This window comes from Streptomyces sp. T028 (assembly GCF_048159505.1).
Taxonomy (GTDB): domain Bacteria; phylum Actinomycetota; class Actinomycetes; order Streptomycetales; family Streptomycetaceae; genus Streptomyces.
This window is the reverse complement of sequence record NZ_JBLRVZ010000009.1, coordinates 25,456-45,881: the sequence shown is the minus strand read 5'-3', so window position 1 is coordinate 45,881 and position 20,426 is coordinate 25,456. Positions and strand designations below refer to the sequence as shown.

At 69.4% G+C, this 20,426-nt stretch carries 22 protein-coding genes and 1 pseudogene; 9 read left to right on the top strand and 14 right to left on the bottom strand.

Features of this window, described 5'->3' with window-relative positions; all coding sequences use genetic code 11:
* Positions 1-46 precede the first annotated feature (46 nt).
* Positions 47-946 (top strand): D-alanyl-D-alanine carboxypeptidase family protein, encoded by a 900-nt coding sequence (locus ACLZN2_RS09025; RefSeq protein WP_416977849.1) that lies wholly within the window; start codon positions 47-49, stop codon positions 944-946.
* Between the two features lie 74 nt (positions 947-1,020).
* On the opposite strand, the gene ACLZN2_RS09020 is transcribed toward ACLZN2_RS09025, so the two are convergent.
* Positions 1,021-1,845: a maleylpyruvate isomerase family mycothiol-dependent enzyme gene (locus ACLZN2_RS09020; RefSeq protein WP_416977848.1), complete on the bottom strand. Its 825-nt coding sequence runs from the start codon at positions 1,843-1,845 to the stop codon at positions 1,021-1,023.
* A gap of 204 nt (positions 1,846-2,049) precedes the next feature.
* Between ACLZN2_RS09020 and ACLZN2_RS09015 the strand changes: the two genes are divergently transcribed.
* Positions 2,050-2,847 (top strand): carbon-nitrogen family hydrolase, encoded by a 798-nt coding sequence (locus ACLZN2_RS09015; protein WP_416977847.1) that lies wholly within the window; start codon positions 2,050-2,052, stop codon positions 2,845-2,847.
* On the opposite strand, the gene ACLZN2_RS09010 is transcribed toward ACLZN2_RS09015, so the two are convergent.
* The gene (locus tag ACLZN2_RS09010) at positions 2,844-3,338 is read right to left on the bottom strand and encodes an LURP-one-related/scramblase family protein (protein ID WP_416977846.1); all 495 of its coding nucleotides are present in this window, start codon (positions 3,336-3,338) and stop codon (positions 2,844-2,846) included. The genes ACLZN2_RS09015 and ACLZN2_RS09010 overlap by 4 nt on opposite strands.
* Positions 3,339-3,389: 51 nt before the next feature.
* On the opposite strand from ACLZN2_RS09010, the gene ACLZN2_RS09005 reads away from it, so the two are divergent.
* Positions 3,390-3,971 carry a hypothetical protein gene (locus tag ACLZN2_RS09005; protein WP_416977845.1) on the top strand — a complete coding sequence of 194 codons (582 nt, stop codon included), beginning with the start codon at positions 3,390-3,392 and terminating at the stop codon, positions 3,969-3,971.
* Here the strand turns inward: ACLZN2_RS09005 and ACLZN2_RS09000 are convergent.
* The 7 genes and pseudogenes from ACLZN2_RS09000 to ACLZN2_RS08970 form a co-directional block, all read right to left on the bottom strand.
* Positions 3,901-4,306 (bottom strand): annotated as a pseudogene (locus tag ACLZN2_RS09000) (AraC family transcriptional regulator); the annotation flags it as partial. The gene ACLZN2_RS09005 and the pseudogene ACLZN2_RS09000 overlap by 71 nt on opposite strands.
* Before the next feature lie 179 nt (positions 4,307-4,485).
* Complete coding sequence (locus ACLZN2_RS08995) at positions 4,486-4,650, bottom strand: hypothetical protein (RefSeq protein ID WP_416977844.1); 165 nt, start codon at positions 4,648-4,650, stop codon at positions 4,486-4,488.
* A gap of 52 nt (positions 4,651-4,702) precedes the next feature.
* A complete protein-coding gene (locus ACLZN2_RS08990) occupies positions 4,703-5,851 on the bottom strand; it encodes a glycosyltransferase (RefSeq protein WP_416977843.1) in 1,149 nt (382 codons plus the stop codon).
* 165 nt (positions 5,852-6,016) lie between these two features.
* On the bottom strand, positions 6,017-6,244 hold the full coding sequence (locus tag ACLZN2_RS08985; protein WP_416977842.1) for a DUF6458 family protein: 228 nt from the start codon (positions 6,242-6,244) through the stop codon (positions 6,017-6,019).
* A gap of 70 nt (positions 6,245-6,314) precedes the next feature.
* Entirely contained in the window at positions 6,315-7,631 is a 1,317-nt protein-coding gene (locus ACLZN2_RS08980) for a M18 family aminopeptidase (protein ID WP_416977841.1), read from the bottom strand.
* A 231-nt stretch (positions 7,632-7,862) separates the two neighbouring features.
* Positions 7,863-9,704, bottom strand: a complete 1,842-nt coding sequence (locus ACLZN2_RS08975; RefSeq protein WP_416977840.1) for an acyl-CoA dehydrogenase — start codon at positions 9,702-9,704, stop codon at positions 7,863-7,865.
* A gap of 153 nt (positions 9,705-9,857) precedes the next feature.
* Positions 9,858-10,718 (bottom strand): intradiol ring-cleavage dioxygenase, encoded by an 861-nt coding sequence (locus ACLZN2_RS08970; protein WP_416977839.1) that lies wholly within the window; start codon positions 10,716-10,718, stop codon positions 9,858-9,860.
* A 208-nt stretch (positions 10,719-10,926) separates the two neighbouring features.
* Between ACLZN2_RS08970 and ACLZN2_RS08965 the strand changes: the two genes are divergently transcribed.
* From ACLZN2_RS08965 to ACLZN2_RS08950, 4 genes are all read left to right on the top strand, one after another.
* Positions 10,927-11,403, top strand: coding sequence for an SseB family protein (locus tag ACLZN2_RS08965; RefSeq protein ID WP_416977838.1), 477 nt, complete (start codon positions 10,927-10,929; stop codon positions 11,401-11,403).
* A 174-nt stretch (positions 11,404-11,577) separates the two neighbouring features.
* Complete coding sequence (locus tag ACLZN2_RS08960) at positions 11,578-13,539, top strand: Ig-like domain repeat protein (protein ID WP_416977837.1); 1,962 nt, start codon at positions 11,578-11,580, stop codon at positions 13,537-13,539.
* Between the two features lie 122 nt (positions 13,540-13,661).
* Positions 13,662-14,642, top strand: coding sequence for a pirin family protein (locus ACLZN2_RS08955; RefSeq protein WP_416977836.1), 981 nt, complete (start codon positions 13,662-13,664; stop codon positions 14,640-14,642).
* Positions 14,643-14,816: 174 nt separating this feature from the next.
* Entirely contained in the window at positions 14,817-15,725 is a 909-nt protein-coding gene (locus ACLZN2_RS08950; protein WP_416978081.1) for an ADP-ribosylglycohydrolase family protein, read from the top strand.
* Here the strand turns inward: ACLZN2_RS08950 and ACLZN2_RS08945 are convergent.
* Genes ACLZN2_RS08945 through ACLZN2_RS08935 form a run of 3 tightly spaced genes read right to left on the bottom strand, consistent with a single transcriptional unit; the run spans position 15,697 to position 16,929 of the window.
* Positions 15,697-15,876: a DUF397 domain-containing protein gene (locus ACLZN2_RS08945; RefSeq protein ID WP_416977835.1), complete on the bottom strand. Its 180-nt coding sequence runs from the start codon at positions 15,874-15,876 to the stop codon at positions 15,697-15,699. The genes ACLZN2_RS08950 and ACLZN2_RS08945 overlap by 29 nt on opposite strands.
* Positions 15,873-16,070, bottom strand: a complete 198-nt coding sequence (locus tag ACLZN2_RS08940) for a DUF397 domain-containing protein (RefSeq protein WP_416977834.1) — start codon at positions 16,068-16,070, stop codon at positions 15,873-15,875. The genes ACLZN2_RS08945 and ACLZN2_RS08940 overlap by 4 nt, the downstream gene beginning before the upstream one ends.
* Positions 16,071-16,077: 7 nt before the next feature.
* Positions 16,078-16,929, bottom strand: a complete 852-nt coding sequence (locus ACLZN2_RS08935) for a helix-turn-helix domain-containing protein (protein ID WP_416978080.1) — start codon at positions 16,927-16,929, stop codon at positions 16,078-16,080.
* A gap of 225 nt (positions 16,930-17,154) precedes the next feature.
* Between ACLZN2_RS08935 and ACLZN2_RS08930 the strand changes: the two genes are divergently transcribed.
* Positions 17,155-17,583 carry an ATP-binding protein gene (locus ACLZN2_RS08930; protein ID WP_416977833.1) on the top strand — a complete coding sequence of 143 codons (429 nt, stop codon included), beginning with the start codon at positions 17,155-17,157 and terminating at the stop codon, positions 17,581-17,583.
* 79 nt (positions 17,584-17,662) lie between these two features.
* Positions 17,663-18,763, top strand: a complete 1,101-nt coding sequence (locus ACLZN2_RS08925; RefSeq protein ID WP_416977832.1) for a hypothetical protein — start codon at positions 17,663-17,665, stop codon at positions 18,761-18,763.
* 22 nt (positions 18,764-18,785) lie between these two features.
* Here ACLZN2_RS08925 and ACLZN2_RS08920 read toward each other — a convergent pair whose 3' ends face one another.
* Together ACLZN2_RS08920 and ACLZN2_RS08915 are read right to left on the bottom strand one after the other, a co-directional pair.
* The gene (locus tag ACLZN2_RS08920) at positions 18,786-19,175 is read right to left on the bottom strand and encodes a hypothetical protein (protein ID WP_416977831.1); all 390 of its coding nucleotides are present in this window, start codon (positions 19,173-19,175) and stop codon (positions 18,786-18,788) included.
* Between the two features lie 204 nt (positions 19,176-19,379).
* Positions 19,380-20,348 (bottom strand): intradiol ring-cleavage dioxygenase, encoded by a 969-nt coding sequence (locus ACLZN2_RS08915; protein ID WP_416977830.1) that lies wholly within the window; start codon positions 20,346-20,348, stop codon positions 19,380-19,382.
* Between the last annotated feature and the right edge of the window lie 78 nt (positions 20,349-20,426).

The window sequence follows — 20,426 nt, the reverse complement described above, 5'->3', positions numbered from 1 at the left end:
ACTCGGCCGCACCTCAGGGGCATTCGACATAATCGGGGTATTTCAGTTGATAACCGCCACCAAGGGCATCCGCGCTCGAGCCGCCGCCGTCGTCGTCACGGCCAGTGCAGTGCTCGCCGGAGGAGTCCTCACCGCGGCACCCGCGCAGGCCGTCACGGCGCCCACCCTCACGGCCAAGGGCGCGTACCTGATGAACAGCGCGACGGGCACGACGCTCTACGGCAAGTCCGCCGACACCAAGAGGCTCACCGCCTCCACCACGAAGGTCATGACCGCGAAGGTCGTGCTCTCGCAGTCGAACCTCAACCTGGACACCAAGGTCACGATCAAGCAGGCCGTCAGCGACTACATGGTCCGCGAGGGCTACCCGTCGTCGGCCAGGCTGATCGTCGGCGACAAGGTCACCGTCCGTCAGCTGCTGTACGGGATGATGCTGCCGTCCGGCTGTGACGCGGCGATGGCCCTCGCCGACAAGTTCGGCACCGGCACGACGGTCGCGGCCCGCACCAAGAACTTCATCGCCAAGATGAACAACATGGCCAAGACCCTGGGCATGACGAACACGCACTTCGATTCGTTCGACGGCCTCAGCAACGGCTCCAACTACTCGACGCCGCGCGACCTGACGAAGCTCGCCCGCAGCGTGATGAAGAACACCACGTTCAAGGCCGTCGTGAAGACCAAGTCGTACACGGCGAAGACCATCACCAAGACCGGCGCCACCCGCACCATGGGCACCTGGACCAACACCAACACGCTGCTCGGCTGGAACGGCACGCTCGGTGTGAAGACCGGTTCCGGCACCGAGGCCAAGTACTGCCTCATCTTCGCCGCCACCCTCAACGGCGAGTCGGTCATGGGCACCGTCCTCACCGCTCCCGACGCGGCGAGCCGCACGGCCGACGTGAAGAAGCTCATCAACTACGGCTACGCGAAGATCAGCTGACGCTCGCCGGTACATACGCAACGGGCCCGCCGTGATCCACACGGCGGGCCCGTTCCGTCGCACCTGCCCGCGGGCTACTTGGTCACCGCGAAGTTCCGCAGGATCGCCGCCGTCAGCGCCGGCTCGCCCTCCGCCTTCACCCGGTCCGCGACCGCCTCCGGTGTCACCCGGCCGCAGGCCAGCTTGACGTACGTCTCCCAGTCGAGGGCGAAGGAGGCGGCGGGGCCGAGCGCCGGGGCGGTCTCCAGGGTGCCGCGGCCCTGCATGTCGACCCGGACGGTGCGCAGGAACTCGATCGGGCCGTGCACGTCGAAGACGACCGCGGAGCTGCGCGGGGCGTCGGCGCGCTCGGCGACGACGGCCGGCAGCTCGCCGAGGAGCACGTCACGGGCGATGTGCGCGCCGGGGGAGTCCAGGTTGCCGGGACGGCCGAGGGCGGCGCGCAGATCCTGCTCGTGCACCCACACGTTGAACGCGTGGCTCCGCATGGAATCCTCGAGGGTCAGCTCCGCACCGAGGGGTCCGCGCACGACCGTCCCCGGCTGGCGCGACTCGCCCCGCAGCTGGCGGTTGCGCCGGATGATCATCAGCTCCAGCTCGGACGTCATCTCCGGCGCGGTGTGGTGACGGCGGACGTCGACCTGCATCTCCATGTACCGCTGGAGGTCGTTGGTGACGTGGTAAAGGTCCCGGGGCAGTGAGTGGATCGGGCGGGGATCGCCGTACATCTCACTGTCCAGGCCGATCACATGCGAGACCACATCGCGGACCGACCAGCCCGGGCACGGGGTCCGCCAGTTCCACTCGCCCTCCACGAGCGGCTGCACCAACTCGGATATCGCTTCGATGGAGTGGGTCCAGGCGTCGGCGTAGGGCTGGAGGGTGGGATGCAGACTCACGGAACGGGACCCCTCGGCGGTCGGTACACGGGCGGATTGGTGACGGCGGATGGCGGCGTTGCCAGCGGGAGGTGGCGTACGGGCGGCGGCTGTCGGCGGGTGTCGTGAAACGCTAAGTTACGCTGCTGTGAGGCACCCCGGCAGTGCTTTCGTGTGACGATCGTAGGCCCGTGTGGCCTACTCGAATGCCAGGACGGTGGTAGTGTGCGCGCCTCGCTGATCCAGATCGCCGTAGAAGAGGGCGAATCGGTCGAATCGCGGCGGGTGCGGGTCGCCTCGCTCGTGCGGGAGCAGGCCGGTGCCGCGGATCTCGTGGTGCTGCCGGAACTGTGGACGACCGGGGCCTTCGCCTACGAGGAGTTCGGCAGCGAGGCCGAGCCGCTGGAAGGGCCCACGTACGAGGCGATGGCCAAGGCCGCGAGCGACGCGGGCGTGTGGCTGCACGCGGGCTCGATCCCCGAGCGTGACCCAGAGGGCCCCCTCTACAACACCTCTCTCGTCTTCTCCCCCTCCGGTGAGCTCGCCGCTGCCTACCGCAAGATCCACCGCTTCGGCTTCGACAAGGGCGAGGCCGTGCTGATGGGCGCGGGCCGGGAGCTGGTGACGGTCCGTCTCCCGGAGACGACCATCGGTCTGGCCACCTGTTACGACCTCCGTTTCCCCGAACTCTTCCGCGGTCTCGTCGACGCCGGCGCCGAGACCCTCGTCGTCCCCGCGGGCTGGCCGGAGCGCCGCCGGGCGCACTGGACGCTGCTGGCCCAGGCGCGGGCGGTCGAGAACCAGGCGTTCGTGCTCGCGTGTGGAACGGCCGGCACGCACGCCGGAGTTCCCCAGGCGGGTCACTCGATCGTGGTGGATCCCTGGGGCGAGGTACTGGGCCAGGCCGGCCCCGGCGAGGAGATCCTCACCGTCGACCTCGACCCGGCGAAGGTCGCCACGACCCGCGAACAGTTCCCGGCCCTGAAGGACCGCGTGCTGGGCCTGAAGGCCCCTGGACGTTAGTCCTCCCGGTCCTTCTCGGCGAGGTGGATCACGCACACCGTCACCGCGATCAGCAGCGCCGGATCCGCGTCCTCCCGTACGACGTCCACGCCGTACGTCTCCCGCACGTGCAGCCAGCGCCGGGAGACGACGGCGAGGAGCTCACCGTCGTACTCGATCGCGAACTCCCGGTCGAGGATCTTCCCGCTGACGTCGAGCACGGTGTGTCCGTCCGCCAAGGCCACGCGGTAGTGGTTGCGCAGCAGCGACAGCCGTTTGCGCCGCACGGTGGCCAGCGGTTCGCCGTCCCGCTCGATCACCATCGTGTCCCGCAGGGCGAACATCCTCTGATGGATGTCGATCAGGACCCGCCCCTGCGTGTCCTTCAGCTCGAAGGTGTCCCGCAGCCGGATCGCCTTGCCGTCGACGAGGAACACCCGGTTGCCGTGGTCGTCCTCGATCCAGTAGTCGTCACCGAAGGCGAGGAGCCGGTCGCGTACGAGAAATCTCATACCGGGACTGCTTCCCCGACTGAGAAGATCTTTCCCGGAGGGGGGCGGGAAATGATCAGAAGGACGACCCGGCCGTATGTGTTGGCCTGCGCGGGCGCGCTGCTCGCGGGCGCGCTGCTCGTGGGCGGGTCCGGGTGCGCGGGGCCCGCGCCGTGCGCCGGCTGGGGTGTGGTGTCCGAAGTCGGTGTCTACTTCGTACAGGACGGCTACGGCGATCTCGCGGGGGCTTCCGCCGAGGTGTGCACACGGGGTGACTGCGCGAAGGGCACGCTGAAGCAGGAGGACATCTCCAGGGCGTTCCTGACGCTGCCGGACGACGCCGACCCCGACAGCGCGCCGGTCCGCTTCAGGGTTACCCGCAAGGGCGCCACCACCCCCTTCATCGACGAATCCGTCGACGTACGGCTCCTCCACCAGTCCGACGGCTGCGGCGGGGGCGGCTACAGCCGGGCGCTCGCCTTCACCAAGGAGGACGGCCTGCTGAAGACCGTCCCGAAGGCCGTGGGGGCGGCATGGATGCAGCAGTTGAGGGGCGAGGCCACGGCGCCTCCCACCGACGCGACTACGACACCGTCACCCCGCCGGTCATCCCGCCCGCCGGCCCGAACCGCCGCCGGTACGCCGACGGGCTGAGCCCGGTCTCGCGCCGCACGCGCGTAGGTTCGCGGCCGTGCCGAGCTGGGCGCGGAACCGGTGGTGCAGGGTGGCGGGGGGAGACGGCGGCCCGGGCCGCGAGACCGGCCACCGTCAGGGGCTCACGCAGCCGCGCCCGGGCCCACTCCAGCAGCGGTGGTCGAGTGCCGAAGCGCTGCCCGACGCCGTGAGGATGTCGCCGTCGTCGACGAAGAGCACGTCCGGTTCGAGGCGCACGCGCGGGAAGCGGGCCCGGAAGGCACCCCGGCCTCCGCCATCGTGAACGCGCCCGAGCAGAAGCCGACGAGCCCGACGCGACGACAGGACACAAGCCGGCCCGAGCGGGGCAATTGTGCGCCGAGTCTCAGGGAAGGCCGCCAAAACCCCAGGTCACGTTGGCGGTCTGTGAGACTCAACGCACACTAGTCCGGTCGGCAGGCCGGACAACCAGCGGGACCGGGGAGTTCCGGTCCGCCTCGCCGAAGGCTCGGCGGACCGGCCGGCGTTGGTTTGGTCAGCGGCGGCGCGGGCGCGGGGCCAGCTTCCACAGGGCGACGCCCGCGGCGACCAGGGTGGTGGCCGTGACAACCAGCGCCATGCTGTTCATCCACAGGCCCGTGGCGGCGAGGGTGGCGCCGCCGGCGCCCGTGGTCCCGGCGCCGATCACTCTTCCGTACATCGTGCTTCTCCTAGCGAGGGTGGGTGCAAAGGGTGGTGAGGGGGTGTGGGGCTCAGGTCGCCACCCACTTCTCCTCGCTGCGGCGCAGCAGGCCCCACAGCGAGGTGAAGTAGACGGCGTGCTGGAAGAGGTCGTAGAGCATCTCCGGGATCATGAGCGCCGCGACCAGGACGGCCTTCGGGCCCGCGCGGCGTACGGAGACGGTCTTCTCGACCATGAAGATCAGGCCGATCGCCGTCCAGAACGGCGAGAAGCCGGGCCACCCGTACAGCGTGCTGAGGGTGGTCATGTAGGTGAGGTAGATCAGGAAGGACAGCGCGCCGAAGCCCATCAGGAACTGCTGCATGAAGTAGCGGGCGGTGACCTTGGTCCAGCCGTAGTCGCGCAGGTTCTCCAGGGCGCCGCGCTGCCAGCGCAGCCGCTGGTGCCAGAGCTTGCCGAGGCTCGGCATGACCTCGGTGACGACCGCGCAGCCGGCCGGGGACATGGCCCGGTAGCCAAGGGTCTTGACCGCCTTGGTCATCTCGTCGTCCTCGGTGAGCGAGGCGAGGCTGTAGTAGCCGGTACCGCCGCCGATCACCCCGGCGCGGCGGGCGGCGCGCACCTCACGCAGGACGCGGGCGCGGAACATGGTGCCGGTGCCGGTGAGGACCTGCGCCTTGCCGCCGGTGCGCTCCAGTTCCCAGGCGTAGCGGTGGAACTCCATGCGCTGGAGCAGGCCGAGGAAGCCGCCGCCCTCCTCGCCGTAGAAGACCCCGCCGACGGCGCCGACCTTGCGGTTGAAGGTGCCGAGCGCGGTCTCGGCGAACCAGGGGTCGAGGACGGTGTCGGCGTCCTGGACGAGGAGCAGGTCGCGGTCGTCGAGATGGGGCAGCATCCAGGCGATGGCCTGGTTGAGGGCGCCGGCTTTCTTGTGGGTGTTGCCCTGGGTGTGGAAGACCTGGGCACCGTGCGCGACGGCGATCTCGGCGGTGTCGTCGGTGCAGTTGTCGCAGACCACGACGACGAGGTCGGGCCGCCGGGTCTGGTCCCGCAGGCCGTCGATGGCTGCGGCGATGCGGTCCGCCTCGTTGTGCGCGGGTATCAGGACGGCGAGCCGGTGGCGCTCGGCCGGTTCCTCGGGGGCCGCGTGGGCGCGGCGGGAGGCATGGCGGCGGGCGCGATGGGCTCGCGGAGCACTCGGTGGCGCGAGGTCGAGCACGCCGGGACCCCCTGGTGCGGTTGCGGGCCCGGCACTGCTCACCCCCGGGGCCCCTCAGTCCCCACGAGTCTTCACGAAATCCCTACAACCCGACAAGTTGTCCCGAGTAACGTCTTGCTCACGGTTGTCTGAATTTTTCCTGTGGGTCCTGTTCGTGATGAGCTGTCAGAAAGGGGGTTCCCTGCGCCGGTCGTCCTCGACGATGGTGGTGGGCGGCGGGACCACCACTCGCCGGCGCCGGGCGATGCTGCTGAACGTGGTCACGCCGATCAGCCCCACGATCATCAGGATGACGCCGACCAGGTCGAGGTTGACCCCCTGCATGTCCCAGTCGGTCGCGAAGGCCAGGATCGCTCCCACGGCGATGAGGATGATGCACCCGCCGAGGCCCATGAGTGTCGCCTCCCCTGTAGCGCGGCCGGCCCTTCCGGCCACCGCCTGCGGGTACCCCCTCGCTCGTGAACTACCCCTCCAGGAACGCCACCAGCGCGTTCGCCAGCAGGTACGGGTCGGCGTCGCCGCACAACTCGCGGGCGCTGTGCATCGACAGGATCGCCACGCCGATGTCGACGGTCCGGATCCCGTGCCGGGCCGCGGTGATGGGGCCGATGGTCGTGCCGCAGGGCATGGAGTTGTTGGAGACGAAGGACTGGAACGGTACGCCCGCCTTCTCGCAGGCGGCGGCGAACACGGCACGGCCGGTGCCGTCCGTGGCGTAGCGGTTGTTGACGTTGACCTTGAGGATGGGGCCGCCGTTGACGCGCGGGTGGTGGGTCGGGTCGTGCCGCTCCGCGTAGTTGGGGTGGACCGCGTGACCCGTGTCGGAGGACAGGCACACCGTGCCCGCGAAGGCTCGCGCCCGGTCCTCGTACGACCCGCCGCGCGCCAGGACGGAACGTTCCAGCACGGTGCCGAGGAGCGGTCCGTCGGCACCGGTGTCGGACTGCGAGCCGTTCTCCTCGTGGTCGAACGCGGCGAGCACCGGGACGTACGGCAGGTCGGCGCCGCTCGTGGCGACGGCCGCCAGGGCCGCCGTACCGGCGTGCACGGACAGCAGGTTGTCCATGCGCGGGCCGGCCACCAGCTCCTGGTCGCGGCCCAGGTAGGCGGGCGGCTCCACGGAGTGGGTCATCAGGTCCCAGCCGGTGACCTCGCCCGCGGGGATCCCCGACTCCTCCTCCAGGAAGGCGATGAGGTCGCCGTCGCGCACGTCGTTGCCGAGGCCCCAGACGGGCTGGAGATGCCGCTGCTTGTCGAGCTTGAGGCCGTCGCTGTTGACCGCGCGGTCGAGGTGGATGGCGAGCTGGGGGACCCGCAGCAGCGGGCGGCCCACGTCCACGAGGCGGGTGGAGCCGTCCCGCAGGGTGAGCCGGCCGGCGATGCCGAGGTCGCGGTCGAGCCAGGAGTTCAGCAGCGGTCCGCCGTAGATCTCCACGGCGACCTGGCGCCAGCCGTGCGCGCCGGTGTCGGGCAGCGGCTTGACGCGCAGGTTCGGGGAGTCGGTGTGCGCGCCCACGATCCGGAACGGGGTGTGCGGCTCGGCGCCCTCGGGGACGTACCAGGCCACGATCGCGCCCCCGCGCAGCACGTACTTGCCGCCGCTCGTCCCGTCCCAGGCGTCCGTCTCGGCGACCTGCCTGAAACCTGCCTTCTCCAGCCGCGCGGCCGCGTTCGCGACGGCGTGGTACGGCGACGGGCTCACCGTGAGGAAGGACATCAGGTCGTCGGTATGGCCGCGGTCGAAGCGGGCGGGTCCGAAGCGGGCGGGTTCGCTGCTCATGGGGTTCACCTTAACGACGTACGAGGGCCCGCTCCCGGTCGCGGGAACGGGCCCTCGTGAGGACGTGTGGAGGGGCAGCCCTGCCCGGCGGCTCCCGTCGGAGACGTGGGGGCCGGGTGGGGGACCGGGGCCGCATTTCTAGCATGCCGCGCCGGTCCCCGGGCGGGACCGGCGCGGAACGTCAGAAACGGGACGGCCCAGAACGTCGGAAAGCGGCGTCGGAAAGCGGCGTCAGAAAGCTGCCTCGTCCAGCTCCATCAGGTCGAGCTCGACACCCTCGGCGATCTTGCGGGCCAGGGTGACGCCGGGCAGGACGTTGGCCGCGAAGAACTTCGCCGCGGCGATCTTGCCGGTGTAGAAGGCCACATCCTTGGACGACACGGCCTTCGCCGACGCCGTCTCCAGCTTCTCGGCGGCGACCGCCGCGCCCTTGAGCAGCAGGTAGCCGACGATCACGTCACCGGAGGCGAGCAGCAGACGGGTGGTGTTCAGGCCCACCTTGTAGATGTTCCTGACGTCCTGCTCGGTGGCCGCGAGGTCGGTCAGCATCAGACCGACGATGGCCTCCAGCTCGACGGCGGCCTTGGCGAGGTGCTCGCGGGCACCGGCCAGCTCCTCGCCGCCCTCGCCGAGCGCCAGGAACTTCTTGATGTCCTCGGCGAGAGAGTTCAGCGCGGCGCCCTGGTTGCGGACGATCTTCCGGAAGAAGTAGTCCTGGCCCTGGATCGCGGTGGTGCCCTCGTACAGGGTGTCGATCTTGGCGTCGCGGATGTACTGCTCGATCGGGTACTCCTGGAGGAAGCCGGAGCCGCCGAACGTCTGGAGCGACTGGGCGAGCTGCTCGTAGCCCTTCTCGGAGCCGTAGCCCTTGACGATGGGCAGGAGCAGGTCGTTCAGCGCGTGCTCGGCCTTGGCGTCCTCGCCCGCGGCCTCCTTGACGGCGATCGCGTCCTGCACCGACGCCGTGTACAGCACGAGGGCGCGCATGCCCTCGGCGTACGCCTTCTGCGTGATCAGCGAGCGGCGCACGTCGGGGTGGTGGGTGATGGTGACCTTGGGCGCGCTCTTGTCCATGAAGTTCGCGAGGTCGGGGCCCTGGACGCGCTCCTTGGCGTACTCCAGCGCGTTCAGGTAGCCCGTCGACAGCGTGGAGATGGCCTTCGTGCCGACCATCATCCGGGCGAACTCGATGATCCGGAACATCTGGCGGATGCCGTCGTGCCTGTCGCCGATCAGCCAGCCCTTGGCGGGGTGCTGGTCGCCGAAGGTCATCTCGCAGGTGTTGGAGGCCTTCAGGCCCATCTTGTGCTCGACGTTCGTGGCGTAGACGCCGTTGCGCTCGCCGAGCTCGCCGGTCTCGAAGTCGAAGAGGTACTTCGGGACGAGGAAGAGGGAGAGCCCCTTGGTGCCCGCCCCGGCGCCCTCGGGCCGCGCGAGCACGTAGTGGAGGATGTTCTCCTCCATGTCGTGCTCACCGGAGGTGATGAACCGCTTCACGCCCTCGATGTGCCAGGAGCCGTCCTCCTGCTGGACCGCCTTCGTCCGCCCGGCGCCGACGTCCGAACCCGCGTCGGGCTCGGTCAGCACCATGGTGGAGCCCCAGGTCCGCTCCACGGCGATCTTGGCGATCTTCTTCTGTACGTCGTTGCCCTCGTCGTGGAGGATGCCGGCGAACGCCGGGCCGGAGGAGTACATCCACACGGCCGGGTTGGAGCCGAGGATCAGCTCCGCGTACGACCAGATCAGCGACGGCGGGGCGGTGGTGCCGCCGATCGCCTCGGGCAGGCCCAGGCGCCAGTACTCCGACTCCATGAACGCCTTGTACGACTTCTTGAAGGACGGGGTGACCGGCGCGGTGTTGGTCTCCGGGTCGAAGACCGGGGGGTTGCGGTCGGCGTCGGCGAAGGACTCCGCGAGCTCGTTCTCGGCGAGGCGGGTGAGCTCTTCGAGGATGCTCTTCGCGGTCTCGGTGTCCATCTCCTCGAACGGGCCGGTGCCGTACAGCTTGTCGCGTCCCAGTACTTCGAAGAGGTTGAACTCGATGTCGCGGAGATTCGACTTGTAGTGCCCCATGGCGATGGCTCCGTAGAGAGATCGGCGAGGCACTTGATCCTCGCGCCAGTTCACTTACCAACTAGTAGCTACCGATGATGCTACCCGCCGGTAATAAGCCGCAACCCCGATCCGGTCATCTGTGACGGTTCACACCGGACGTCATACCGGACCTCACACCGGAACCGTGAGCGTGGCGGTGTACCCCTTGTCCACGTCGCCCTCCACCGTCGCCAGCTGCTGGTCGTACCCGTCGCTGAAGATGTTGTCCGTCTCCAGGGAGAGCTGGGCCAGGTTGCTCACGCTCTTGCTGTAGCCGTCCGTCGCGTACACGGTGTCGCACACGTCCTTGGGGAACGCGAGCTGCGACGTGTTCGTGATGGAGGTCGCGGCGGTGGCGTCCTCCAGGCTGCCGTAGACCTCGAAGTGGATGTGCGGCCAGCGGCCCGAGTAGCAGGCCGGGAAGATGCTCTTGAAGGTGACCTGGCCCTTGTCGTCGGTCTCCTGCACGCCCCGCAGGTAGTTCTCCTCGGTGACCCCGTCCGAGTACAGGGAGTAGTTGCCGTCCCGGTCGCAGTGCCAGAGATAGACGGCGGCGCCCTCCTTGGGGGTGCCGCAGCCCGAGGCGGCGTCCACGACCGTGAGGGTGACGGTCAGCGGGATCCCCTCGGCGGTGCCGCCCGCCGAGTCGCCGAAGCTGGAGGTGATGTCGCTGCGCACGACACCGCTCTCCTTCAGGACGTTCACCCCGTTCGAGCCGTCGCCGGGGTAGGGGCCGGCGGTCTCGTTGGGGATGGTCGCGCACTCGGTGGAGGAGGAGCCCGTACCGCTTCCGGACGAGGAGGACGAGGAGGACGAGGACGAGCCCGTGCCGGAGGCGGTCTCCTCGTCGTTCCCGGCGCATCCGACCAGCGGGATCAGGCCCGCCCCCGCGAACAGCCGGATCATCCTGCGGCGGGCGAGGACGGGAAGGTCGTAGGAGAGCCCTCTGTCGTGCTCGTGGTCTTCGTGGTGACCGTGCTGGTCGTGCGCCATGGTGTGCCCCTTGCCTGTGCGTGTGCCGGGTCCGGAGCCTGTGCGTGTGCCGGGTCCGGACTTTGCCGTTCCGTGGTGCTTTCTTTGATGTGGGGACGGTATGGGCGTCCACTGTGGGATTCCAGGGGCAAACCTGTGAAGTGCCCGTGTTTTGCACGGGGCCCTCGTACCGCCCCACCGGCCGGGCGGTCTCGGTACGCTTGCGCCCATGTACGGATACGGCCAGCCCATGGACAATGGTGCTGCTCAGCAGCAGTACGCTCCGCCGCCGAACCAGCAGATGCCCGGCGGGTACGGGCAGCAGCCGCCCCTGTACCCCGAGCCGTCCCCGCCCTCCCTCGCGGACGCCGTCCGTGCCTTCACCACGGGGCAGCTGGCCGCGGAGGACTTCCAGCAGGTCTTCGCGACCTCCAAGGTCTACTGCCCGCGCGGCGACAACCCCGGCTTCCTCGCCCTGCACAACACCCAGCAGCCGGTGATCCCGATGTTCACCTCGCTGAAGGAGCTGCGCCGGTACGCGGGCAAGGAGTCCAAGTACTTCGTGATCACCGGCGCCGAGGTGATCGACCTCCTCCCCACCGGCTACGGCTTCGTCCTCGACATGGAGGGCGAGCACCGGATGGTGTTCGACGCGAAGGCGGTCGAGCAGATGGTGGAGTTCGCGATGCGCAGGATGTACGGCTGAGCGGACGGCCCCGGGCGGGAAATCCATCCCAGGTTGTCACAGGCATGCCATAGAGTTGCTCCCAGCAGCCGCGCCCCGTGCGCAACCGCTCTCCGCGGTCGTGTCCGGGTGCCGCGCGGCGCTCTCATCTACCCGGCGAACCCGGGTTTCCACTGGGGGTTCATCACTGTGCGCATGCGCAGCACTTCGGCCGCGACGGCACTCGCGGTCCTGTTCAGCTCGGCGGCGCTGAGCGTCGTGGCGGCGGGGACCGCCTCGGCCGCCGCCACCACCGTCGCCGGCACCGGCGGTCTCGTCGTGGACGGCACCCTCCAGCGCGTGTTCGTCGGCGACGCGGCGAACGGCCGGATCCTCGCCTCCGACTACAACGGCACCCTCGTCGACCTGAACGTCGGTTTCGGCAGCGTCAGCGACCTGGCCCTGTCGGACGACGGCACCACCCTGTACGCGGCCCTGCCCAACACGCACCAGATCCTCGCGCTCGACCCGGCCACGCTGGACGTCAGGAAGACGTACACGATCCCGACCGGCACGGGCCCGCGCCACCTGGCCTTCGCCGGGGGCAAGGTGTGGTTCTCGTACGGCGACCAGTGGGACGGCGACCTCGGTTCCGTCGACCCGGCGGTGGACCCGGCGAGCGGGGCCGACCCGGTGGCGATGGCCCAGATCCCGACCGAGGGAACGGGGTCCGGGATGTGGGGGCAGGCCCTGCTGGACACCGACCCGACGCGGCCGGGTCTGCTGGCCGTCGGCGAGACCGGGGACTCCACGGGCACGGAGGCCGTCCTCGACGTGTCGAGCGGCACGGCCAAGGTGGTCGCCTGGCACGACACCTCGTACGCCCTGAACGACGGCGTCAGGGACATCGACCTCGTCTCGGGCGCCGACCAGGTGCTCGTCAACGGCTCCGACCGGCACGCCTACGCGAACGGCACCCTCACCCAGGCCGGCGCCTACCCCACCGCGTGGGGCGGCGACGTCGCGTCGAACGGGATGGTCGCCCAGTTCACCCCCGGCAAGGTCGCGGTCTACCGGCCGAACGCCACCCAGCCGCTGCGCACGTACACCGTCGGCTCGGCCTCCGACTACACCGCCGCCGCGGATGTGCGCTGGGCGCCGGACTCCTCGCGGATCTTCGCGCTCGCACCGGCCGGCGGCGGCACCTACACGCTCAAGGCGCTGACCCAGCCGACGCTGAACGTGCCGACGCTCACGGTCAACGCCCCGAGCTCCGCGACCCGCGCCAAGCCGCTCACCGTCACCGGCAAGATCTCGGCGACGGTCCCGCTGCCCACCGGCGTCAAGCTCTCCGTCACCCGCACCGACCTCGACAGCCCGAGCGGCAAGGCGCTCGCCGCCGTCACGGTCCGGGCGGACGGCACGTACTCCTTCACGGACACCCCGCCGGCCGGCGGCACCGTCACCTACAAGGTGACGTACGCGGGCGACACCGAGCACACCGCGGTCTCCGCCTCCGACAAGGTCGCGGTCTCCCGCGTCGCGACGAGCCTGAGCCTGAACAACAACGGCAAGCTGTACAACTACGGCACCGACGTGAAGTTCACCGCGCACCTCGGCACGACGTACAAGAACCGCACGGTCGAGATCTGGGCGGACCCCTTCGGCGGCGACAAGTCGAAGAAGCTGATCAAGAGGGGGACGGTCAACTCCAGCGGCAACATCGCCGCCTGGGTGGACATGACCCGGGACACCACCGTCACCGCGGTCTTCGCGGGCGACTCCCGCTACAAGCCGAGGACCGTGAAGGTCACGGCCTACGCGCGGGTCAAGGTCTCCACCGCCGTCTCCAGGCACTACAAGACGGCGAAGATCGGCTCGACGTCGTACTACTGGTTCCACAAGAACACCGACCCGCTGCTCACCACGACGATGACCTACTACCCGGGCCGTCAGCAGCGCTTCGACCTCCAGGTCTACTACCAGGGCTCGTGGTACTCCGCGGACTCGGAGTACTTCCCGATCGGTACGAACGGCAAGTCGGCCGTCACTCTCGGGGCGCCCGGTGAGTCGGGCATCCGGGCCCGGATGCGCTCGGTGTACGTCAACGGCTCGTCCGGTGACAGCGTGAACTCGACGACGTACGGCGCGTGGAAGTACCTGTACTTCAGCAACTGATCCCCCGTTCGAGGGACGGCGCAGCCCGGAGGGAATGTCCTCCGGGCTTTCGTCGTTCAGGGTGACAGAAAGTTCAACAATCAACTAAACTGGGTCGCACGTCGCCCAAGGAGGTAGGGACCATGCCTGCAGTGACCGTCGAGAACCCGCTGACGCTGCCGCGTGTCGCCGCGCCGGCCGAGGCCGTGGCGCGTCCCGTCCTCGGCGTCACGACCGCGCCGAGCGGCTTCGAGGGCGAGGGCTTCCCGGTGCGCCGGGCGTTCGCGGGGATCCACTACCGCCACCTCGACCCGTTCATCATGATGGACCAGATGGGCGAGGTGGACTACGCGCCGGGCGAGCCCAAGGGCACCCCCTGGCACCCGCACCGCGGCTTCGAGACCGTCACCTACATCATCGACGGCATCTTCGACCACCAGGACAGCCAGGGCGGCGGCGGCACCATCACCAACGGCGACACCCAGTGGATGACGGCCGGCTCGGGCCTCCTCCACATCGAGGCGCCGCCGGAGCACCTCGTCATGTCCGGCGGCCTCTTCCACGGCCTCCAGCTGTGGGTGAACCTCCCGGCCAAGGACAAGATGATGGCGCCGCGCTACCAGGACATCCGCGGCGGCCACGTCCAGCTCCTGACGACGCCCGACGGCGGCGCGCTCCTGCGCGTCATCGCCGGCGAACTGGACGGCCACGCGGGGCCCGGCATCACCCACACCCCCATCACCATGATCCACGCGACGCTCGCCCCCGGCGCCGAGCTCACCCTCCCCTGGCGGGAGGACTTCAACGGCCTGGCGTACGTCCTGGCGGGCAAGGGCTCGGTCGGCGCGGAACGCCGCCCGATCCGCCTCGGCCAGACCGCCGTCTTCGGCGCGGGCGGCTCGCTGACCGTCCGCGCGGACGAGCGGCAGGACTCCCACACGCCGGACATGGAGGTCGTCCTCCTCGGCGGACAGCCGATCCGCGAACCGATGGTCCACTACGGCCCGTTCGTCATGAACACCCAGGCCGAGCTGCAGCAGGCCTTCGAGGACTTCCAGAAGGGCCGCCTGGGGACGATCCCGGCGGTGCACGGGATGACGGAGGCGGGACCGGAGGAGGCGTGAGCCCCCTCGGACCTACGACGGCGTACGACGGCGTACGACGGCCTACGACGCGACAAGTGGTGATCGAGTCTCAGCGACACGCCGTGTATGCGGCGTGTCGCTGAGACTGAGCGCACACACTTGGCTCTCGTCGCGCTCAGGGGGGATGCGGTGAACACCGTGCGCTTGGCGCTGATGACCAGGAGCCTGGAGGGGCTGGTTCTGGGGGATGCGTTCGGGGACGGCTGGTTCCTGCGCTCGGAGGAGGACAGGGAGGGGCTGTGGGCGGCGAGGGAGCCGCGTCCGGCGCCCTGGCTGTGGACGGACGACTCGGCTATGGCGTTGGTGCTGTGCGCGCACATGGCGGAGCACGGGGAGGTCCTGGAGGACGACCTGGCACGGGAGTTCGCCGCCGCCTACGCGCGCGACCCGGACCGCGGGTACGGCCCGTCGATGCACAGGGTGCTGCGCCGGATCGGGGAGGGCGAGTACTGGCGTGAGGTGACCACGGGCCAGTTCGGCGGCATGGGCTCGCACGGGAACGGCGCGGCGATGCGGGCGGCTCCGCTGGGGGCGTGGTTCTACGACCGGCCGGCGATCGCCGCCGCGCAGGCGTGGCTGTCGGCGCTGACCACGCACTCCCACCGTGAGGCCGTGGCAGGAGCGGTCGCGGTGGCGGTCGCGGCGTCACTGGCGGCGGCCTCGGCGGAGGGGGAGGCGCCGCCTCGGGGGGACTTCCTGCGACAGGTCGCCTGGTACGTGCCGAACAGCGAGGTCCGCTCGCGTCTGTGGCTCGCCGCGGACTTCCCGGAGCGGACGTCGATCCGCCACGCGGCGTCCGTCCTGGGCTCGGGGACCGACCTCTCGGCCCAGGACACGGTCCCGTTCGCCCTGTGGTCGGCGGCCGGGCACCTGGACGACCTGCCCGAGGCGTTGTGGCAGACGGTCGGGGGGTGGGGGGACCGGGACACGACGTGCGCGATAGCGGGCGGTGTCGTCGCCGCTCGGACGGGGACGGGGGCTGTCCCGACGGCTTGGCGACAGGCCTGCGAGGAGATTCCCGCGTGGGGCGACTTCAGGGGCGGCCGGATCGGAGACGGGTGAGGAGGGCGGCGAGGGTGGTGGGGGTGAGGGGGAGTATTCGGGTGGGTTCGTCGCTTTCGCGGAGGAGAAGGCCGGTTTCGGTGGCGGCGAGTTCGACGCACTCGTTGCCGTCGGCGCCGCCGGACAATGAGGACTTCTGCCACTGAGTCACAGCTGTCCCGTCCCGTCCGCGCACAGGCGCTGGAGAAGCGCAGCAAGGCTGCTGGGAGCAATGGGGAGTATTCGAGCCGGGTCGTCGCTCTCACGGAGGAGCAACGAGCGGTCGCTGCGAGCGAGTTCGACGCACTCGTTACCGGCGGCGCCACCGGAGAACGAGGACTTCTGCCAGTTGAGGGGTAGCGTCATGGCTGCCTCACAATTCCTTCGCCAAGCGGTGGATGAAGTCACGGGACTTCACTGGGTCGAGCGACACAGACTCCACTTTACGAAAAAGTGTTCGCATGGCGAGGAGTTGGTCTGCGTCATCCAGGAAGGCGCTGCCGTACGGTGTGTCGCGCTGAACGGTGTCCAGGGCGGAAACCTCCCCGCCCGCGTAGAGCAACGCCGCGCTCGCACCGGCGAACCCGTCGGTGTCGAATGGGATGACGCGGACGGTCACGTTCGGGCGCTCCGACTGCCGGAGTACTTCGTCCAGTTGAGCCAGTGCCGCACGGCGGTCCGCCACGCGTGTGCGCAGCACAGACTCGTGCACCACCGCCTCGTACTCGACGGCTCGGTCACCAGTCAGTACGTTCCTTCGCCGCATCCGGTGCTCGATCTGGGCCTCCAGCTCGCTGTCTGGAAGGTGCGGTACCCAGTATGCGAACACTGCGCGGGCGTAGTCCTCGGTCTGAAGCAGTCCCGGCACATGTGCCGTGCCGATGACCTGGAGGAACCGTGCGTGATGTTCCAGTTCCGCGAGATCCAGGAACTCAGGGCGCAATACCCCCCGGTACTCCTCCCACCAGCCACGCGTGCGGTCGACGGCCATGGCCGCGAGAGCGTCGATCAACGCCTCGTCTCCGCAGCCGTAGAGGGCCGCGAGCTTGCGTAGGCGCTCTTCGCTCACACCCGAGAGGCCGGCTTCCACCTGGCTCATTTGTGCCGAGGTCGAAGAGAGGAGCCGCACAACCTCGCGGGCCGACAGCCCGGCCGTCACCCGCAACTTGCGGAGCTCGGTTCCGAGCCGTACCTGCCGGGCAGTGGGCTGACTCCTCGGCGCCATCGTTTTCCCTTCAACAACGCTGTTCACGAGCCCGGTTGGGGTTCCCGTTCGGGTGTCAGGTTACGCGAGCAGCTTGCGCGAGGAGAAATCTCTCCTCTACTTTCGGTGACGCGACGCACACCCTGCGAAACCGGACCCCGGAAGCGCACCGCCCCGTCATGCCACGACGGCGGCGACGGAGCCACGGGCCCCCCACCACTCCCCTCGACCGAACAGGACTTCCCCATGCCCGAATCCGAAGCGGCCCCCGACATCTGGGAGTACATCCTCTACATCCCCAACGACCCCCGAGCCGTCCGCATCTGCCGGCAGACCCTCCGTGCCGTCCTCGCCGCCCACGGCTTTCCGCACCTCACCGACGCCGCCGAACTGCTGGCCACCGAGCTGATCACCAACGCCGTGCAGCACACCAAGGGCCCCGCCGCCATAAAGCTCCGCGCGGAACACCGCACCCTCCGCATCGGCGTCTGGGACAACGACCCGACCCCGCCCCGCCCCTCGCGCGACACCTCATGGGACGCGGAGGCGGGCCGAGGGCTGGCGCTCGTACGGGACTGCTCGGACCGATGGGGCTGGGTTCAGCAGCCGGACCACAAGAACATCATCGGCACCGGCAAATACATCTGGTGCGACCTGATCAGCGTCGCGGCGTGAACGTTCCTTCGCCCCTCGAAAGAGTGAACGCCCCAAAATCGCCCGACAATCGGCTCCTTGATCGACCTAGGTTGCGCACATGGTCACATCAACGCACGAGGCGTCCCACCGACTCTTCCAGGAACACCCGGAGGCCCTCGCCCATGTTTTCGAGGCGCTGGGAATTCCACCGCCGTCGAAATCGGATTTCGGCACCCTCTCCCCGGACACGACGGAGATCCAGCCGCTGGAACGCCGTGTCGACACGGTGCTCAAGTTCGAGCCGGAGATGGGTGAGAGCTTCCTGCTCGCCATCGAGGCGCAGACGAAGCCGCACCCGGAGAAGGGGAAGAGCTGGGCTTATTACGTGGCTCACCTGCGGGCGAAGTACGACATGCCGGTGCTGCTGGTGGCGGTCTGCAGGGACCGACCCACAGCGAAATGGGCGGCCGGTCCCTTCGAGTGCGCGGTGGGCCCGTGGACGACGCAGATCACGCGTCCGTTCGTGCTGGGGCCGACCACTGTGCCAGAGATCACGGACGAGGCGACGGTCGCCCGAAACCCGGCGGTCGCGACGCTCTCGGCCATCGTTCATAGCGAGAACCGGCGAGCAACCGCCATACTCGAAGTGCTGGCCCGCGGCCTTCTGTCCCTCGACCCACTCATCACGGCCTACTGGACCGAACGCGTCGAAGTCGGTCTGGAGAACACTCCGATCAGGGAGAAATGGAAGACCATGATGGACACCCTCGTCACCCACTTCCCCGGCCATCGGACGATGTTCGAGGAGAAATATCTGAAGGGTAAGGCCGAAGAAGGCGCCTTGCTGATCCTCCGCGTGCTGGACAAGCACGGCATCGAGGTTCCCGACGGCGTCCGTGAGCGCATCACCTCGTGTGCAGACCTCGACACCCTCACCGTCTGGTTCGACCGTTCCCTGTCTGCTGTCAGCGCGGAGGACCTGTTCACCGACGACTCGGACGACCCTGTGGATGACGGGGCGTATCAAGCGGCCATGGTCCGAGGGGAAGCCCGAGGCGCGGCCGCAGGGGTTCTGCGCGTCCTGGAGGTACGGGGCCTCGCGATCTCCGAGCATGTCCGCGAGCGCATCACCACCTGCACGGACCTCGACCGTGTCGACGACTGGCTCGAACGGGCCGGCACGGTGGAGAAGGCCGAGGAGTTGTTCGACGAGGCCTGAGACGGTCAAGCCCGCCCCTGTGTCAGCGCGCCGTAGTCGCGAGGGCAGGGGCGGCAGTCGAGTCGAGGCCCAACCCCGCGCGGGCCACCCGGAGGTGGTCCAGGCCCTCCCTCGCCAACCGGGTCACCTCCGCGTACTCCGCCGCCGTGCGGGCCGTAGCCAGGCGGGTCCGTGCCTCGCGTTGGCATTCCGCCGCCCGGGTCAGGGCGCGGTCCGTGTCGGCGTTGGCGGAGGACCAGGCGCGGGCGTTCGGGGGCACCAGGCCGCCCGTCAGGCGGACCAGGGCGTGGTTGGCCTCCGCTTCCGCGTCCAGGTCGGACGGGGGGCGGTTCCGGCGGGAGCGGCGTTGGGCCAGGACGCACGCCGTGGCGCCGATGATCAGCAGTACCGAGAGCGCGATCGTGAAAACCATGGCCCGTTCCTCCCTTGTCCGCCGACCCTCGTCGGCTCCCTCCTCCTCTATGAGAAGACAGCCCGCTGTGATCGCCCCTCGGGATTCCTGTGTGACGGCGGTGAGGTTTCCAAGGGGGCGGACAAGACGGGCGGATGGAGAAGAAGGGCAGGCCCGGTCACTGCCGGCCGGCGTCAGCGGCAGTGACCGGGGGACGAGGGGACGTCAGGTCGCCGAGGGGGAGGCCGACGCGCTCGGCTCGGGCGGGGCGCCCTGGCCGTCGTTGGTCACGGCGGGGTCGACGCCTACGGTCAGCGTCGCGCGTACGCCCTTGGTGATGTCGCGCTTGTCGTAGCGGAGCTTGAGCAGGCCGCCCGTCGCGCCGCTCTGGTCGTAGATCGTGTCCTCGGTCAGCAGGGTGCGCTCCGCTGTGTTCGAGGCGTACGGCTCCACGGTCTCCGTGGCCACGACCGACTCCTCGTCGAAGAAGAACTGGCCGGTGTGGCAGGTGTGGCCGCCCTCGTAGCCGGCGTCGGTCCACTCGCCGTCCACGTGCACCTTGGTGTGGATGTGGACGCAGCGGCCCCGGTACCAGCCGGGGAAGACCGTCTTGAAGGAGACGTGGCCGTGGCGGTCCGTCTTCCAGGTGCCTCGGAGGTAGCGGGTGTCGTCGGTCGGCTCCTGGTGGCCGCCCGGGTTGCCCGACGGCGGCGCGCCCGTGGGGACGTCGGTCGGGGTGCCGGTGGGGGGCTCGCCCGTGGGGGCCGGGCCGCCGCCTCCGCCTCCGTTGCCCATGTCCTCGTAGCCCGAGTAGACGCCCACCGCGTCGCAGTGCCAGATGTCGACGGCCGCGTTCCGGATGGGCCGGCAGGTCTCGGAGTCGATCACCTTGAGGCTGAGGAGGAGGGGGATGCCCTCGCGGTCCTCGGTGACGTCCCGGCGGATCTTGTCGGCGTCGATGTAGTAGGGGCCCTCGACCGTCTCCGAGGTGAGGACGTAGCAGTCCTCCGGCAGGCCGCCGGGCCTCCCGCCCTTCGGGTCCGGGGTTCTCTCTCCGGCCACCGCGTCGACCGCGAGCGCGCCGCCGCCGAGTCCCGCCACGGCGAGCGCGCCCGCGCTCACCGCGACGACCCGACGGCGCGTCAGATCACTTGTATCTTGCGTCAGTTGGGGTTCCTGGTGCTCAGCTGTCATGCGCATGGAAGCTAGGTGTGAAGCCTGTCAGAGAGCTGAGAAAACGGCCCCCTTTCGCGCCTCGGGCGAAAGGGGGCC

Bases quoted from the DNA above. Each gene is read 5' to 3' on its own strand.
- ACLZN2_RS09010 (WP_416977846.1), bottom strand. From the start codon at position 3,338: ATGAGATTTCTCGTACGCGACCGGCTCCTCGCCTTCGGTGACGACTAC.
- ACLZN2_RS08930 (WP_416977833.1), top strand. From the start codon at position 17,155: ATGCCCGAATCCGAAGCGGCCCCCGACATCTGGGAGTACATCCTCTAC.
- ACLZN2_RS08985 (WP_416977842.1), bottom strand. From the start codon at position 6,244: ATGGGCCTCGGCGGGTGCATCATCCTCATCGCCGTGGGAGCGATCCTG.
- ACLZN2_RS08950 (WP_416978081.1), top strand. From the start codon at position 14,817: ATGACCAGGAGCCTGGAGGGGCTGGTTCTGGGGGATGCGTTCGGGGAC.
- ACLZN2_RS09005 (WP_416977845.1), top strand. From the start codon at position 3,390: ATGATCAGAAGGACGACCCGGCCGTATGTGTTGGCCTGCGCGGGCGCG.
- ACLZN2_RS08915 (WP_416977830.1), bottom strand. From the start codon at position 20,348: ATGACAGCTGAGCACCAGGAACCCCAACTGACGCAAGATACAAGTGAT.
- ACLZN2_RS08970 (WP_416977839.1), bottom strand. From the start codon at position 10,718: ATGGCGCACGACCAGCACGGTCACCACGAAGACCACGAGCACGACAGA.
- ACLZN2_RS08935 (WP_416978080.1), bottom strand. From the start codon at position 16,929: ATGGCGCCGAGGAGTCAGCCCACTGCCCGGCAGGTACGGCTCGGAACC.
- ACLZN2_RS08940 (WP_416977834.1), bottom strand. From the start codon at position 16,070: ATGACGCTACCCCTCAACTGGCAGAAGTCCTCGTTCTCCGGTGGCGCC.
- ACLZN2_RS08960 (WP_416977837.1), top strand. From the start codon at position 11,578: ATGCGCAGCACTTCGGCCGCGACGGCACTCGCGGTCCTGTTCAGCTCG.
- ACLZN2_RS08920 (WP_416977831.1), bottom strand. From the start codon at position 19,175: ATGGTTTTCACGATCGCGCTCTCGGTACTGCTGATCATCGGCGCCACG.
- ACLZN2_RS08955 (WP_416977836.1), top strand. From the start codon at position 13,662: ATGCCTGCAGTGACCGTCGAGAACCCGCTGACGCTGCCGCGTGTCGCC.
- ACLZN2_RS08975 (WP_416977840.1), bottom strand. From the start codon at position 9,704: ATGGGGCACTACAAGTCGAATCTCCGCGACATCGAGTTCAACCTCTTC.
- ACLZN2_RS08965 (WP_416977838.1), top strand. From the start codon at position 10,927: ATGTACGGATACGGCCAGCCCATGGACAATGGTGCTGCTCAGCAGCAG.
- ACLZN2_RS08980 (WP_416977841.1), bottom strand. From the start codon at position 7,631: ATGAGCAGCGAACCCGCCCGCTTCGGACCCGCCCGCTTCGACCGCGGC.
- ACLZN2_RS08925 (WP_416977832.1), top strand. From the start codon at position 17,663: ATGGTCACATCAACGCACGAGGCGTCCCACCGACTCTTCCAGGAACAC.
- ACLZN2_RS08995 (WP_416977844.1), bottom strand. From the start codon at position 4,650: ATGTACGGAAGAGTGATCGGCGCCGGGACCACGGGCGCCGGCGGCGCC.